Source organism: Spirosoma sp. 48-14 (assembly GCF_001898575.1).
Classification (GTDB): Bacteria; Bacteroidota; Bacteroidia; order Cytophagales; family Spirosomataceae; genus Spirosoma.
This window is the reverse complement of record NZ_MKUD01000045.1, coordinates 189,222-204,334: the sequence shown is the minus strand read 5'-3', so window position 1 is coordinate 204,334 and position 15,113 is coordinate 189,222. Positions and strand designations below refer to the sequence as shown.

Here is a 15,113-nt window from a genome sequence, read left to right as displayed (position 1 = left end):
CGTCGCTCTTTCACTCTTTCACTCTTTCACTCTTTATAATGATTATCGGCATCATCCCCGCTCGTTATGCTTCTACCCGGTTTCCCGGAAAACCCTTGGCCGATATTGGCGGTAAATCCATGATTCAGCGGGTGCTGGAGCAGGCAAAAAAGGCAACTTCATTAAGCAAAGTAGTTGTCGCCACCGACGATGAACGGATTGCGGAAGCGGTGCGTCGGTTAGGGGAAGAGGTAGTTTTGACCCGCACCGATCACCCTAGCGGAACCGACCGTTGCTGGGAAGCCTACGACCGGTTGGTTGCCGAGGGGCTTGAGCCGAGCGAGAACGATTATATCATCAATATTCAGGGTGATGAACCCTTCATTGATCCGGCACAAATTGACGAACTGGCTGCTATTCTGGACGGATCGGTTGAATTGGCAACGCAGATGGCTACTGTCGATTCGGCCGCTATACTGCATGATCCCAAAGAAGCCAAAATTGTCGTCAATGGGCAGAATGAAGTGCTCTACTTCAGTCGGTTACCCATTCCATATCTGTGGGATATTGAACCTGACCAGTGGCATTTGCATCACGCATATCACCGACATGTAGGTTTATACGCATACCGGGCTGATATTCTGGCTAAAATCACTCAATTGCCCCCGTCGCCCCTGGAGAAAGCCGAATCACTGGAACAATTGCGGTGGCTGGAAGCTGGTTACCGTATCAAACTCGTCGCAACAACCTATCAAACGCCCAGTGTCGATAGCCCAGCCGATATTGAGAAGATTCTAGGTGGTCTGTAAGGTGCGATGAGCAGAATTGGGTTGCGTCCAGATCTGGTACTGAATCCGTGCCCATACCAGTAGGCAAGGAATCGCTTTAATGTTGTACGGCTGGAAAAACTGCTTTTGGACAACCTGTGGGAAAATATCGGTTGGCGAAAGAGAGGTAAAAATAATGACCAGTGCCAGCAGGATTTTATCTAACTGAGCAGGTTCGCTAAGGGTTACCCACCACAGCGCCACACCCGTTACGGCCATGACATAGGTTGGCGACTCGGCCATTTTGTTGAATACAATCATAAACAACAGGAAGTAGGCCACCATCCGACGCTGGAATAGTCGATCCGACCAGAGGCCAAATCGCAAAAAGGGTAGCAGAAACAGCGTAGCACCAATCAGTTCGATGATACGGTAGTTGCTGTCCGTTTTCGCCATGCCAAACCAGGCTTCGGCAATCCCCATCACCGATACCTGTAGTCCCAATTTACTAACAACGATGACACTAAACCATTCTTTATATTCGGCCAGCAGATGGTCGAATGGGATCATCGTTACCGGGGCAATGGCAAATACTAGTGTCCAGCCTAGCATCGCTAAAATGAACTGTGGCTTTTTTGGGTAAAAGAGAAAGAAGCCCGCAGCCGCAGCCCCGTAAAACTTGATGAAGCCGCACAGCACGAAGAAAAAGGCCGCCTGCCAAACCCGTTCGTTACGCAAATGATAAAGCCCCAGGAGTATGGCGCCGACAATGAGGTTGTTGCTTTGCAGATTCTGAGCCGTAATGAGTGCTTCCAGAAGGATGATCAGTAAGGCGGTACGGCGCTGGCGATCAGGGTCTTTTTCGTCGGATAGGTAATACCAGACACCCGCGAGCAGTGCAACTGTGTTCAGTAAATTCCAGAGGGTCATACCCAACAGATCGGGCATATAATAAAACGGCCCCATCAGCCAGGCAAATGTTGGGCTGTATTTATAATTGTCGAAATAGAGATGCGGATGAAGGCCGTAGATACTTCTGTCTTTAAGCAGGTTGTCGAACGGGCGGGCAAACATCAGGTAGTTGTTATAATTGCCATACCCAAGTAGGTAGTTCTGGAGGGCAACCAAACAAAACAGGACGATAAATAACCCCATCAGTCGGGGTAAGGTCAGAAATTGAAAAACGCGTTGCAACATCGGGACTGTTTACGTTCTGTAAAATTAAACAGGATAAGTGGTTTTCGGTTTACAGTTTACGGTATTCAGTATTCATTGAGCTAATGCCAGTTCAATGATGCGTCAGCACATCGAAAGCCGTATACGGTAAACTATATTTGCCCAGTTATGTCATCACATCATATCGTTCGCGAAAAACAGGAACCGGCTCTATTGATTGCCAATGGCGAAGCCTGCCAGCCCGAACTGATTGGGCAGCTTTTAGAGTGGAGCCCGACGGTCGTGGTGCTCGACCGGGCTATCTGGCGCGTATTCGAGCTGGGCATTAAGGTCGATGTGCTGCTGGGGGATTTTGACCGGGGGCTGGATCTGGAAGCAATTATGGCGGAGCAGTATCCGCTGGAAATCGTTCATACGCCCGACCAGAATAAAACGGACCTCGATAAAGGTATTGAATTTCTGATCGAACGGGGCTATCCGGCTGTCAATATCATCTGGGCAACGGGTCGTCGGGCCGATCATACACTCACGAACATGACCAATATCGTGCGGTACAAAGACCAGATTCGGATCACGATCCTCGACGACCACTCCCGAATTTTTCCGCTAGTCGGCCAATTTGAAAAATGGTATGAAGCCGGAACGCCTATTTCATTGATTCCAGTTGGCACCGTAACCGGCTTTACGTCCGATGGCCTCAAATACAACCTTCAGGATGCAACGCTCCAGCTTGGCTACTTTACCAGCAGCAGCAACGAAGCGGCTCAAGATGGCTTTGTTCGCATCGAAGCGCAAACCGGCGATCTGCTGATAATGGAGTGTTGGGACTAATTGATTGAGCGATTGAGTGAATGAGTGATTGAGCGAAAACCTGCCGGATAATTCGCTCAATTACTCATTCACTCAATCGCTCAATTTCTTTCTTTAGCCAGTTGTACACGGGTCGTTCAAGATAGTTGTATAAGCCATAGCTTATTCCGATCAGCAACACGAACAGTATCCATACGTTGCTGATTCCTATTTTTTGTAGACCATTCGCTACCACTCCATTATGAATGAGAAAGAATGCATACGAGCTTTTACCGGCTGTTTGTAAAAATGAATTGGATAGGAATCGGCTGGTGCCGGATGGGTGAGTCAATACGCCTATGAAAAACAGGCCGATTCCGATGGGGAGAAGGTAATTGTAAACAATGAGTTCACTCCAGAATAAGCTATTGGCCTGCGTGGTAAAAATGGATAGGGCCGCTTGCCAGAACAGACAACCAACTAGTACCAAGAAGCCCAGAAACGTCGCATTCGTTAGGTTAGGCAATTGGTTTTGATGCCACCGTTGAGCCAGCCACATACCCACCACAAACTCGAAAGCTCGCCCGAAGAAGGTATAAAATTGGACGAAAGGCAGACTATCGAAAAATCCTGATGCTTGTGCATTCAACAAGACCGATTGCCCCAATGTTTGCCAGAGAATCAACCCACTGCCGACCAGACTTAGGGTAAGCCAGAAAGGGCCGAATCGGTTAAGGGCGGTGAACAAAAAAGGAGCCGAAAGATAGAAGCAAAGTTCAACCGTCAGGCTCCAGCTTTGAGCAATACCCGTAAACTTATAGGTGTCAAAAAAACCTTTTAGTAGGCTAGTATTCAGTAGTACAACAGGCCGGCTGATAGGTTGTTCGTCTAGAACTTTTACCGCCAGAGTCAGCAAGTAGAGCAGGATGTACAGCGGGAAAATACGAGCAAAGCGGTTCCCTACATACGTACGCCATGACCAGTTTTGGTCAGAGAAATAGCTATCGGCATAGTGGTGGTAAATCAGGAAACCGCTAAGTACAAAAAAGATGGCTACGCCCGTATAGCCCTGATTGATAAGATGATAGGCGGCTGTATTGGGCGGCATCGGATTGTGGTGGTGAAAAAAGACCATATAAGCTGCTACAGCCCGCAAACCGGTTAGGGCAGGAACGTAGTGGCGGGTCATACTGGTAGTCTGGCCATGGATGGTTGGCTTCATTAGCGGATAAATACAATTCGACCACGTAGATGCCCTCTTTCGCGATCAGCTACTGGCCAGGCTTCACCCTGGGTATCCAGCACCGTAAGCTGGTAGAGATATATACCGGCTGGGAGCAGGGTGCCCGTTTCATCCCGACCGTCCCAAACCAGTTGATTCAGCCCAATTCGGGCAGTAGGGGATAGGGTTCGAACAAGCTGCCCGTTCAGATCGGTAATAGTAAGCGTCATTGTGCTGGGGGCTTGTTTTCCCGTGAGTACAAAACTGAACACAACCTGATGCTGGAATGGGTTGGGCGATACCGAGAGTTGATCCAGTAACGTTTCGGTTTCGACCCGGAAACCAACCTGATAGGGAACGGCTGCATTACCGACCGCATCGCGGGCCGTGACAGTCAGGTGATGCAAACCATCGGTAAGTGGTGGTAACGGATACTGAAGCCGAAAGATATTGCCTTTCTCCATCGATTGCCGAATGATGTTGTGCCAGTTAAGCCGTACAAAGGGTGCGTTCTTTCCGGGTTTTTGCAGGTATATATCCAGCCCCGTCGTATCCCGTCGTATAAGGGATCGATTATCGTCCGCTACCAGAATGTCAAGGATAGGGTGAGACGAAACAACGGCTCCATCGGCAATACGGGCACCATCGAAAGCAACTTCGAGCAGTGGGCTCAATACATCAGGATTGACAGTCAGTGACAGATCGAGCGTGTTGTTCAGGTATGAGTATTCGGGTTGGAGATGTGGATTTACAGTTAGCCGTACCCGGTTCCTGCCCGGCAGGTGTTCGGTCGGGATCGTGATCGAAAAGCGAACCGTATCGGTCTGCGTTGGCGGTTCGATGCGCCATTGGGTCAGTTGTGGTGTCGATAAGGCAGTTGCATAAACGGTTTGCTGTACGACAAGTGAGTCGGAAAAAGGATAAGGGCTCAGGTTCGTAAGCTGGACGGGAATTGAAACGATGTCGCCTTGCTGACTATCGGCGGGCAATTGGGAAATGGCCTGAAGCTGTCCTTCGGGTAAACCAGTTGATGAGGTAAAAGGCGCATATACAAACGAGCCGACAGACCAGGCCGTTGTATCGGAAGGAGGCCCTGGATTGTCGGACAGCCGTACCCGCCAGAAATAGGTTACGTTTGGTCGATTGGGCAGAACGGTTGAATAGCTGATGAATTGATGGGCTGTCAGGAGTTGGGTTGTGCGAAAAGGACTATCGAACTGAGCTGTGCTATCCAGTTCCAGCTCGAAGCGGTGTGGTCCATCACGGATGTATTGAGCCGTTAGCTGAACCGATGTTTTGGTCAGCGTAGCACTGAGTGGCGGATAAATCAGCACCGGTTTTGGACTGATAAGGGTAAGCTCGATCTGGGCCTGATTATTCGTATGATCGCTTTCCGGTTGCGTGGCTGGCAGGCCAATTGGATTGATGGTTACCTCAAAGCGGTTCACTCCTTCGGCTGTCCGATCCGTTGGAAGGGTCAGGGTTAAGGTGTCCCGATAGGCGATGGTATGGACCAGGGTCAGGTTGAATACGCCCGTTTCCTGCCCATTTACCCATCGACGCACCCGAAAAGGCAGTAATCCGGGGCGAAATTGGCCAATGTTGTCAACCACCACGCGAATTTGAATTGAATCGCTGAGTAGAGTCAAAGGTTGACCAGTGGGCGCTTCTACAGTCAGGCTATTGTTGTTCAGGACGTAGTCGGGAGTAGAGAACGGGAACAGACGAATGGCTGGGTCGCCCTGCAAAACCATCTGCTGACAGGTCGCCAATGCCTGCCCATCGGTGGTTTGCGCCAACACCCGGCGAATGGTTTCTAACTGGAGTAATCCAATGGATTTGTTGAGCTGTATGCTATCGGTCAGGAGGTTATAAAACGTCGATGTGTACTGATGCAGTGCGTCGACTGTACCAAGGTGACTATGCGCAAGGGCGGCAATCGCTCCCCGATCGGCGGTCAGTACCCAATCCGTTGACAGTGTTGGACGACCATAGAAAATGTTTCCGATAGCGCAACCGTTGACGAGCAGGAGCGGGTATTTGCCTTTGTTCCGATAGCCAAGCGCTTCGTTTGAGCAAAAGCCAATATCCAGATCGGTAACGTCCAGGCCCGAATGGCCGAAAAAGGTAACTAACCCAACACCATTATTTACAGTTTTGGCTATGCCAGGTATTTCAACAGGCTGGTCGCTTCGTTTGGAAACGGTGGTCACGAAAGCACCTAGTGCAGGACCAACTGCCTGAGTCCGATACGCATCGACGAGCTGACGAAACAGACTGAGTTCGTTCGGAGACAGGCCCCCGCTCAGATGCAGCATGTGCTTACGCCATAATTGTTCGCTGGAAGGGTTTTCGTATTCCTTCACTTTGGCCAGATAGTTCATAACCTCCTGAGGAGTAGAAGCATTGATTCGGCCAGTCGGAATAGCCGGTAGATTAGGTTCTTCAGGTATCAGTTCGGCGCTGAACCAGGTATCAGAGCCAGGGTAACCAGCCGTCATAACCATGTCGATCATCGCTTGCTGTGGGTCTTTTCGAATACCGGGTGTGCTGCGTCCCCGACCCATCAACAGCAGATAAGGATTGACGGTGTTTGCATGAAGAAATTGGCGGATAAAACGTCGAATCGACAACGGATGGCGCTCCCCATAGCTGTATTGGTCGATGAGTTGCTGCATGGTGACCGTCAGCGTATCGAAACTACCCCCCGCTTTTGAAGCTCGGTAAGCCGCATAAGCCCGAACGGCATTCGACGGCGTATCACCAGCTGTGCTGGAAGCGGGTTTCATCAATGATTCATGGCTGATAATCACGTAGGATGGCTTTCGGCCTGACCAGTCGGTGAAAGTAACCCGATACAAGCCTACTATTGATTTTCGAGCGGTGGTACTCAGCAAGATTCGGGGGCGGGTAGTACCCAAAACAACCAGCCGGAGAGATGTAGAAGAATCACTTAGTACTCGCAACCGGATGGGCATATCTGGGTCGGTAATATCCCAGAAACTTGTATTGGGCAGCACATCGCTGATGGTAAGTAGCGATCGTCCAGTGAAATTGGGTTGAAGTTCGAAACGCTTGAATGACTGGCTGTTGGCCGTAAGTTGTTGTGGATACCGAAGCCGGATGTACGATACTGAATACGCATCGCTGGCCGTGGTTTCGTTGCCTGAAACGGTCGACACCATTACGTCGCCGTTGGTATCAATGGCTGACCAGTCTATACGAAACTGCAAATGAGCATTCGCGTAACCAGAAAAACGAACACTGTCCTGAAGTTGCTGATGGTCGGCTGTTGAGCCAATCAAACAGGTTACCCAATGGTTGGACACTTCCCGGCCAACGACCAGAACATCGACTTGTGGATTAGGGCCATATCGTGCAGGGTCTGTTAGCTGGAAGGGTATGAAATAAGGTTGATTTTTCTGCTGTCTCGGACCCGTATAGCCTTCACCCGCTTCGTAATAACTATACTCCGTTTTGCCAGGTAACCCAGCTGCCCAGCCAGGATAGTCGGATGTGAACAGACGCAGTTCTTCGGCCCAATGATAGGCTTCCGGTGCCAGGCCAGTAGCGGTAGTATCGGTCTGGATGGCCATGCGTTTGCCAGTCTTCCCATTCAGTCGCCAGGTTAGGAAATAGGTCGTGGTGTCATTGAATAAACTGTAATAGCGATGGGGCTGAGCAGAATGGGGTCGATAGAGCAGCGAATCCTGAGCACCATCATTTTGCTGCCCATAAAATTCCAGAAAGTCGGTGGGATCGAACCGATGATCGGCTTCACCTTCTACGAAAATGGCCTGTTCGATACCCCGGTGAAAAAGCTGTATGGTGGTCGGATCGAGTTGATGTACGGGAATTCCAGCTCGGACTAATTCGGCGGCCGTAAGGCGATAAATGCCCGGCTCAGCTACTGGAATTTTATAATAAGTCTGGTCGTAGGAAATCCACTGGGTAAGGTTGGGGTCAATAGCCTGTGCTTTTATAGGAAATGACGAGCCAATCAGGAAGACAACGATGAGGTAAATGAATAAGCGAAACATGATACAACCGGCAGAATCTGTATTAGACGAATACACGGGTTGGTAAGTATCATACTTTTTCGAATAATGGCTACTTAATGTAGGAGATGAAGCCCGTGACCGGGTGGTGAACTAACCAACGGCCCTCAGTTTAGTTTATCTAAAGAACAACAACTGCAATACGATGACACAACTAGTTAAAGTACTATATGGACTATTGAGTCTGTGCTTACTGAGTCTGCCGTTGGCCAGTGCACAAAACAAATCGACGGCTACAGCACCGCCTTCGATTGTCTCGGTTATTGAAAGTGTTTCCGGCAAACATTTTGTGCCCGACACCGTGTATGCCAGCCTGGCGGCCGAAGATGAGGCCTTGCTAAGCAAAGAGCCAATTGCCAACTGGAGTTTGATGCAGGAGTCGGGTGAAATGGCCTATTCAAATCTGGTGATTGGTACCCGTTCTTATCAACTCGTGATCAGACGCCCACCCCGGTCGTCGTACCCAACGGCTACCCTGGTGCGCTATACGACACCGAAATCTAAACCAGAGCCTATTGTTCAGGGAAGTTTGCAGGCTAAAGAGGAAAAGCCCAAATAAGAAACAGGGTGTATCATGTAAATCATGTCGGTTAAAATCTGCCAGAGGTTCACTAAACTGCCCGTATAATTTATTTATTCCATTAGTTAGGTAGAATTACTTGTTTTGGGCGTGACTTCTTTTGGTTTCGGCGTCTAGTAGATACACGCTTAATAACTCTGGCTATGAAACACGATTCGATACAACTCTCTCTGTTGCCTGCCCTGATTGTTGCCACAACATTAGTTGGCATCTGTGTTCGGGAGCTCTGGCATCTACTAGGCTAAGCACGACCACTCACTATTCACTAATTGACCCTGTTGCGATCAATCATTATTTGGTCGTGGCAGGGTTTTTTCAGGTTTTTTCGGGAATTTATTTATGGTAGAGGTTGAGACCAGAATACAAAAGAATATTCTGTTGAACATCCTTACAAAACAGTAGTTTTACTGACATGGCTTCATCGAAAACCCCACTCTATACCGCACTGGCGGCTAATCTGGGTATTGCCGCAACCAAATTCGTAGCGGCTGGTGTAACGGGTAGCTCGGCCATGATTTCGGAAGGAATTCACTCGCTGGTCGATACCCTCAATGAGTTACTTTTGCTGCTGGGACTTGCCCGTAGTCAGCGACCTCCCGATCAGAAACGTCCGTTTGGCTATGGCCGGGAACAATATTTCTGGTCGTACGTAGTGGCCCTGCTGATTTTCGCCGTGGGTGGGGGCGTTTCGCTCTATGAGGGCATTACCCATTTACAACATCCAGAACTGATTCGCGATCCTTTTTGGAACTACATCGTACTGGGTGTGGCCTTTGCGCTGGATGGCTATTCGATGCTGACGGCGCTGCGGGCATTTAATGCACAACGCGGTTCGCAGCCGTTCTGGGCAGCCGTAAAAGACAGTAAAGACTCGGCTACGTTTACGGTACTGTTCGAAGATGTATCTGATGTGCTGGGGCTGATTATCGCATTTCTGGGGGTCTTTCTGGGGCATACCTTGCAAAATCCGTATCTGGATGGAACAGCCTCGATTCTGATTGGTCTGCTGCTGGTGATGGTAGCCGGTGTACTGGCCCGCGAAAGCAAGAGTCTGTTGCTGGGTGAAGGGGTTGATGCGGATACCCGACAGCAATTGATTGCCATTACAGAGTCAGATGTAGCCGTGCAGAAAGTGGTTAACATCGCCACAATCTACCTGGGGCCCGAAGAAATTACGCTGGTGCAAGGCGTGGCTTTTCAACCCGAACTGACAACCGACGATATCAACAAAACCATTGTTCGTGTACACCACTCAATACAGGCGCACTTTCCGGCTATCAAACATGCGTATATACAGCCCGTTGCCTTGCCTGCTTCGGCTTAAGCGTTTCAAATCTGCGGTGGCGATTGATCAGGTTTACCTTATTCAAGGCGAATCAGCTTTTTACGCTGGTCGAATGAAACGGTATGATTCTTTAAAAAATCGACGCCCACGTTAATCTGATGCGCTTTATCGGAATAGTAAATCGTTTGATCCTTCAGCAAAATTCCTCCCACAGTCAGTTCATCATGAATAACGGCTTCCTGTAGTGTAAAGGTGGAGTTAGCCTGGGTAACCGTTCGCTGGTTAGCGGTGTCGGTATAGCGAATACCCATTAACAAGCCCTTAGGGACTAGCAGGGGTAAGGCCGAGCCTACATCCAGATTAAACAACACCTCTCGCGGACCCAGTTTCCCCAGAACAAGAAACGGATTTGTGTAGCGAACGACCCCTTTGTTTTTACTGGCCAGTGTATCCTGGGATATACGCAACCGCTGGTTTGGCCCATCGACTGTAATAAGGTAACGACTGAAGAAGTCTCGCCCAATTACTCCGCTAATTGGGAGTTGATGCGCGTGTTCATTGTCGTTGCGAACGGTCAGTTTCAGGTTGGTATGGGTTACCTGACCTATGCTGAGCTTATCGACCGCTACCAGAAATTCGCGTTTAATCTGTGTCCCTTCCCGGTTTTCCTGAAAGCCAACGATGTTCAGATTCAGTTCTTTTGCCAACTGCTGATCAATATGTCCCAGCCCGCTTATGCCCGAATTGAGCATGAAATTATAGGGACCTCGCCCATTGACCCGTACCTGAACATAGATCAGATTATCCTGAATGATAATGGGAAGGGGCTGCCCTGTAGATTGCGCTAAGCCGATAAGAGGAACTAGTGAAAAAACAGTAAAAAGCAGCGTAAAGAACCGGCGTAAACGTTTAGGATGCATATAAATAATCGGGAACTCGATAGGTACAGTGGTTTACGTCAAAACGTGAATTGGAGTCGAACGCATATAAAACTACGAAATCAGTTGGAGTAAATCAGGCTGGAGGACTCAGTTTTAGGGTCGCCATAGGCCGTGTATTCAGATAATCGAAAGGAATCAGCTATCTTGGGCTAATCAACTGATTCTGGTTGCCTTATCCTGTCAAATCTATGCGTCTACTCTATCTCTTTTTTGCCATTAGCGTTCTCCTTTCCTGCCAATCGACCAATACAGCAACATCGCCCTCAGTCGCTAACTATTTTACATACGGTGATTCACTTGAATCAGGCGGGGTAAGACTGATTCCTATTAAAACGCCTGTAGGCGATTTCAAGGTCTGGACAAAACGGTTCGGCAACAATCCGAAATTAAAAATTCTGCTGCTACACGGTGGCCCCGCCATGACCCATGAGTACATGGAATGTTTCGAGACATTTTTTGGCCGGGAAGGGTTTGAATTTTATGAATACGATCAGCTGGGGTCCTACTACAGCGATCAGCCTAAAGACGACCGACTCTGGACAACCGAACGGTTTGTTGAAGAGGTGGAACAGGTGCGTCAGGCTATTGGGGCCGATAGTACCAACTTTTATATACTAGGCAATTCATGGGGTGGGCTTCTGGGCATGGAATATGCGCTGAAATACCAGAAAAACCTGAAAGCATTGCTGGTAGCCAATATGATGGCCAGTGCCACCGAGTATGGAAAATACGCGGAGGATGTACTGGCCAAGCAAATGAAACCCGAGGTATTGGCCGAAGTTCGGGCCATCGAAGCCAAAAAGGATTTCGCGAATCCGCGTTATATGGAACTGCTGATTCCGAATTTCTATCACGAACATTTATGCCGATTGGCCGAATTGCCAGATGGGCTCAACCGAACTATGAAACACGCCAACAATTACGTGTATACCCTGATGCAGGGACCAAGCGAGTTTGGTATCAGTGGGCGCTTGGCAAAGTGGGACATAAAAAATCGATTGCACGAAATCACCATTCCGACGTTGATGATTGGAGCTAAACATGATACCATGGACCCCAAGGCGATGGAAGAACAAAGCAAGCTGGTCAAAAAAGGGCGTTACCTGTATTGCCCCAACGGAAGCCATCTATCCATGTGGGATGATCAGAAGGTATTTATGACTGGCGTAATCCAGTTTATTCATGATGTGGATGCAGGCCGTTTTTAATTCTCCTTTAGGATATGCCTGGTAATCTGCGTTATTTCCGAGAAAATCTCAACGTAAACCGACACGCATCTATAGTGAGGAGAGGTGATCTTTACGAGGACAATCGACTTCCTCGTATATGGCTGATTTTGACCATCGTTTAGTTCTGATAGCTGCCTATGCAGCGTTTAATGCACGGGCAATTGATGCTGCCCTGGCTACCATGCACCCGGACATTGATTGGCCCAACGGCTGGAAAGGGGGGCGAGTGATTGGGCATGACGCCATACGAGCTTATTGGACACAGCAATGGGAGGAGCTCAATCCGCATGTGGAACCCCAGCGCTGTACAACCGATGACGATGGGCGGGTGACTGTCGATGTGCATCAGGTAGTTGGCGATTATGCAGGACATACGCTGGCCGATGAACAGATACAGCATATCTATGAATTTGAAAATGGCCTGATTAAACGGATGGATATTCAACGCATCTAGCTGTATTTGTGTTAGTTACTATAGCCGCTGGACAGCCAGCGGCTTTTTTATTTTATAGAAAAAATGAAAACGGTTGCAACGTTTTGCCTGCTCAGTCGTCTTTAATGTGACTTTAATGCACAGCAACCTCTCTCAGCACTCCTTACACAAAAGACCTCGTCGTTAATCGACATATCCTATGAAATCGTTTTTACTTACGCTGCTCGCGCTTGCGTCGAGTACAGGAATCTTGTTGGCTCAACAAACCAAAATTTCGGGCTCGCTACTCGACTCAGCAGCGAATAAACCCGTTGAATTTGCTACGGTTGCCCTGCTGAAAGAGGGTAAAATTGTCGATGGCGCTACGGCCGATGCCAGTGGTAAGTTCGTGTTCACAAAGGCTTCGGCTGGCAAGTATGGCCTTCAGTTTACATTTGTTGGGTATACGCCCAAAATCGTTGAGGGGATTAACGTTGTGGCTGGGCAGGATCTGGACGTAGGTGTGATCAAACTGAGCCAGGCCGTACAGAAACTGGCCGAAGTAACCGTGACGGAGCAAAAATCTCTGTTTGAGGAAAAATCGGATCGGATGGTTTATAACGCCGAAAAAGACATCAGCGTGAAAGGGGGCGATGCGACCGATGTGCTGAAGAAAATTCCGTCGATAGCCGTCGATATTGAGGGGAACGTACAACTACGGGGAAGCTCCAACATCAAGGTTCTGATCAATAACAAACCATCGAGTATAGTTGCCCGGAGTATATCCGATGCGTTGAAGCAGATACCAGCCGATATTATCAAGCAGGTCGAAGTAATTACGTCGCCATCAGCTAAATACGATGCCGAAGGAACAGCTGGTATCATTAACATCATTACAAAGAAAAACAGTTTGCAGGGGACCAATGGCTCTATTAGCCCCAATTTCAGTCAGTGGAACAACTGGCAGAATGCCAGCATCAACCACCGCATGAAGAACCTCAGCCTGTCGGCCAATGGGGGATACAGCGACTGGAAAAATAAGCGATACATTGAATTACTGCGGTCATTCTCCGCCGAAGGCGTGACCACGAATCAACGCCAGCCACAATGGGTCATCGGCAATGGTCAAAACGTCTATGCCAATTTCAATGCCGATTGGGACATTGATTCGCTGAACCGGATGGGGGCTGGCATAAACTACTACAATGGTGATAACACCAATGGCTTTAACATTGACTTTGAAGAAAGCCGCCAGGGCGTTATCAGCCAGTATTTTCATCGGGATATGAGCCGTACCTACGACTGGGCGGGTGCCACACTGAACCTTGACTATACACGGCTGTTCAAAAAGCCCAAAAAGGAACTCAACTTCCTGATGATGTACTCCTTTGAAGGGGAAGACAGTGACTATTGGTCGAATCTGTTAAACCGGGAGAATACCGTTTATTATCGCGAGAAAAGCTACAACATCAATAACAATAAAGAAGGGACGATTCAGCTCGATTTTACGAATCCGCTCGATAGCATCAGTAAACTCGAACTGGGCACCAAAACCATCTTTCGACAGATCCTCAGCGACTATCGTATAGCCAATGCCGTTGACGGTTCGACCAACTTTTCGGATCAGCCATCGCTGGCCAATGTATTCGATTACGCCCAACAGGTGGTAGCGGGTTATGTCGTGTACAGCCGAACCCCTAAGAAGAACTGGGGAATCAACCTGGGAGCCCGTTACGAGCATACCTTTATTCAGGCCAATTTCCTGAATGGTACTGCCCCTTTTTCGAGCACATATGGCAATTTCATCCCCAGCGTCAGTCTGTCGCGGTCGCTCAAAAAGGAGCAGCAAATCCGGTTCAATTATTCGCAACGGATACAGCGACCACAATTTTACTACCTGAATCCCTACGTCAATCAATCCGACTCGAAAAACCTGTATGGGGGCAACCCGTATCTAAAGCCGGAGTTAACCCACTCCGTAGAAGCCAATTACAGCATTTCCATCAAGCAAACAAGCCTTAACCTGTCGGCATTTCTGCGGCAGACCAACAACGCTATCGAAAGCATCAACACAGTTGATGATCAGGGGGTTTTGAAGCAGATTTTTCAGAATGTGGCCCAGAACTCAGCCTATGGCTTTAACCTGAGTGCCAACACAAAACTAACGAAGCAGTGGTCGGTGAACGGATCGCTCAACGTGTTCTACAATGTGCTGGAAAGCGCTGAACTGAAAACCCGCAACGCAGACTGGATGTATCGGATCAATCTGAACTCCTCCGTTGATTTCGGGAAAGGAATCAAAGCTCAGTTCTTCGGCTTTTACAATTCGGCGCGGGTAAACCTGCAAGGTTCATACGGCGGCTTTGGCTTCTACAACATCGTGGTGCAGAAGGAAGTCCTGAAAAAGAAAGGCACTATTGGCTTTGGCTACGATAACCCATTCAACGAAACCATTAGCTGGCGGAATGACTTCGTAGGGCCCAATTTTGTTCAAACTCAGGATATATCCATGTATCGTCGGGGCTGGCGGCTGAACCTGAAATATGAATTCGGGAAAATGTCCAGCAGCCAGCGCCAGAAAAAGCGGATTAGTAACGACGATAAGAAAGGCGGAGATGGTAATAATTAAGGAACGCTCAGAACCTTATTAGTTAAAAAAAGAGGGGTTTAGTCTT

The 15,113-nt window shown here is 48.7% G+C and carries 11 protein-coding genes; 7 read left to right on the top strand and 4 right to left on the bottom strand.

What is annotated here, in order from left to right; translation table 11 throughout:
- Nucleotides 1-38 precede the first annotated feature (38 nt).
- On the top strand, nt 39-788 hold the full coding sequence (gene kdsB / locus BGO59_RS23045; protein ID WP_293687145.1) for a 3-deoxy-manno-octulosonate cytidylyltransferase: 750 nt from the start codon (nt 39-41) through the stop codon (nt 786-788).
- Here the strand turns inward: kdsB and BGO59_RS23040 are convergent.
- A complete protein-coding gene (locus BGO59_RS23040; protein WP_293687143.1) occupies nt 774-1,943 on the bottom strand; it encodes a glycosyltransferase family 87 protein in 1,170 nt (389 codons plus the stop codon). The two genes, kdsB and BGO59_RS23040, sit on opposite strands and share 15 nt — an antisense overlap.
- A 147-nt stretch (nt 1,944-2,090) precedes the next feature.
- Between BGO59_RS23040 and BGO59_RS23035 the strand changes: the two genes are divergently transcribed.
- The gene (locus BGO59_RS23035) at nt 2,091-2,753 is read left to right on the top strand and encodes a thiamine diphosphokinase (protein WP_293687141.1); all 663 of its coding nucleotides are present in this window, start codon (nt 2,091-2,093) and stop codon (nt 2,751-2,753) included.
- 64 nt (nt 2,754-2,817) lie between these two features.
- Here the strand turns inward: BGO59_RS23035 and BGO59_RS23030 are convergent, their stop codons facing one another.
- Nucleotides 2,818-3,933 carry an acyltransferase gene (locus BGO59_RS23030; RefSeq protein WP_293687139.1) on the bottom strand — a complete coding sequence of 372 codons (1,116 nt, stop codon included), beginning with the start codon at nt 3,931-3,933 and terminating at the stop codon, nt 2,818-2,820.
- On the bottom strand, nt 3,933-7,973 hold the full coding sequence (locus tag BGO59_RS23025; protein WP_293687137.1) for a C25 family cysteine peptidase: 4,041 nt from the start codon (nt 7,971-7,973) through the stop codon (nt 3,933-3,935). The genes BGO59_RS23030 and BGO59_RS23025 overlap by 1 nt, the downstream gene beginning before the upstream one ends.
- 163 nt (nt 7,974-8,136) lie before the next feature.
- Between BGO59_RS23025 and BGO59_RS23020 the strand changes: the two genes are divergently transcribed.
- Together BGO59_RS23020 and BGO59_RS23015 are read left to right on the top strand one after the other, a co-directional pair.
- Entirely contained in the window at nt 8,137-8,550 is a 414-nt protein-coding gene (locus BGO59_RS23020) for a hypothetical protein (RefSeq protein ID WP_293687135.1), read from the top strand.
- Between the two features lie 433 nt (nt 8,551-8,983).
- Nucleotides 8,984-9,895, top strand: coding sequence for a cation diffusion facilitator family transporter (locus BGO59_RS23015; protein WP_293687133.1), 912 nt, complete (start codon nt 8,984-8,986; stop codon nt 9,893-9,895).
- Nucleotides 9,896-9,933: 38 nt separating this feature from the next.
- Here BGO59_RS23015 and BGO59_RS23010 read toward each other — a convergent pair whose 3' ends face one another.
- Nucleotides 9,934-10,776, bottom strand: a complete 843-nt coding sequence (locus BGO59_RS23010) for an aspartyl protease family protein (RefSeq protein WP_293687131.1) — start codon at nt 10,774-10,776, stop codon at nt 9,934-9,936.
- Nucleotides 10,777-10,985: 209 nt separating this feature from the next.
- Here BGO59_RS23010 and BGO59_RS23005 point away from each other — a divergent pair, with 209 nt between their 5' ends.
- The 3 genes from BGO59_RS23005 (at nt 10,986) to BGO59_RS22995 (ending at nt 15,067) form a co-directional block, all read left to right on the top strand.
- Nucleotides 10,986-12,005: a proline iminopeptidase-family hydrolase gene (locus tag BGO59_RS23005; RefSeq protein ID WP_293687129.1), complete on the top strand. Its 1,020-nt coding sequence runs from the start codon at nt 10,986-10,988 to the stop codon at nt 12,003-12,005.
- Nucleotides 12,006-12,123: 118 nt separating this feature from the next.
- Nucleotides 12,124-12,480, top strand: a complete 357-nt coding sequence (locus BGO59_RS23000) for a nuclear transport factor 2 family protein (RefSeq protein WP_293687127.1) — start codon at nt 12,124-12,126, stop codon at nt 12,478-12,480.
- A gap of 178 nt (nt 12,481-12,658) precedes the next feature.
- Complete coding sequence (locus tag BGO59_RS22995; RefSeq protein ID WP_293687125.1) at nt 12,659-15,067, top strand: TonB-dependent receptor; 2,409 nt, start codon at nt 12,659-12,661, stop codon at nt 15,065-15,067.
- The last annotated feature ends 46 nt before the right edge of the window (nt 15,068-15,113 follow it).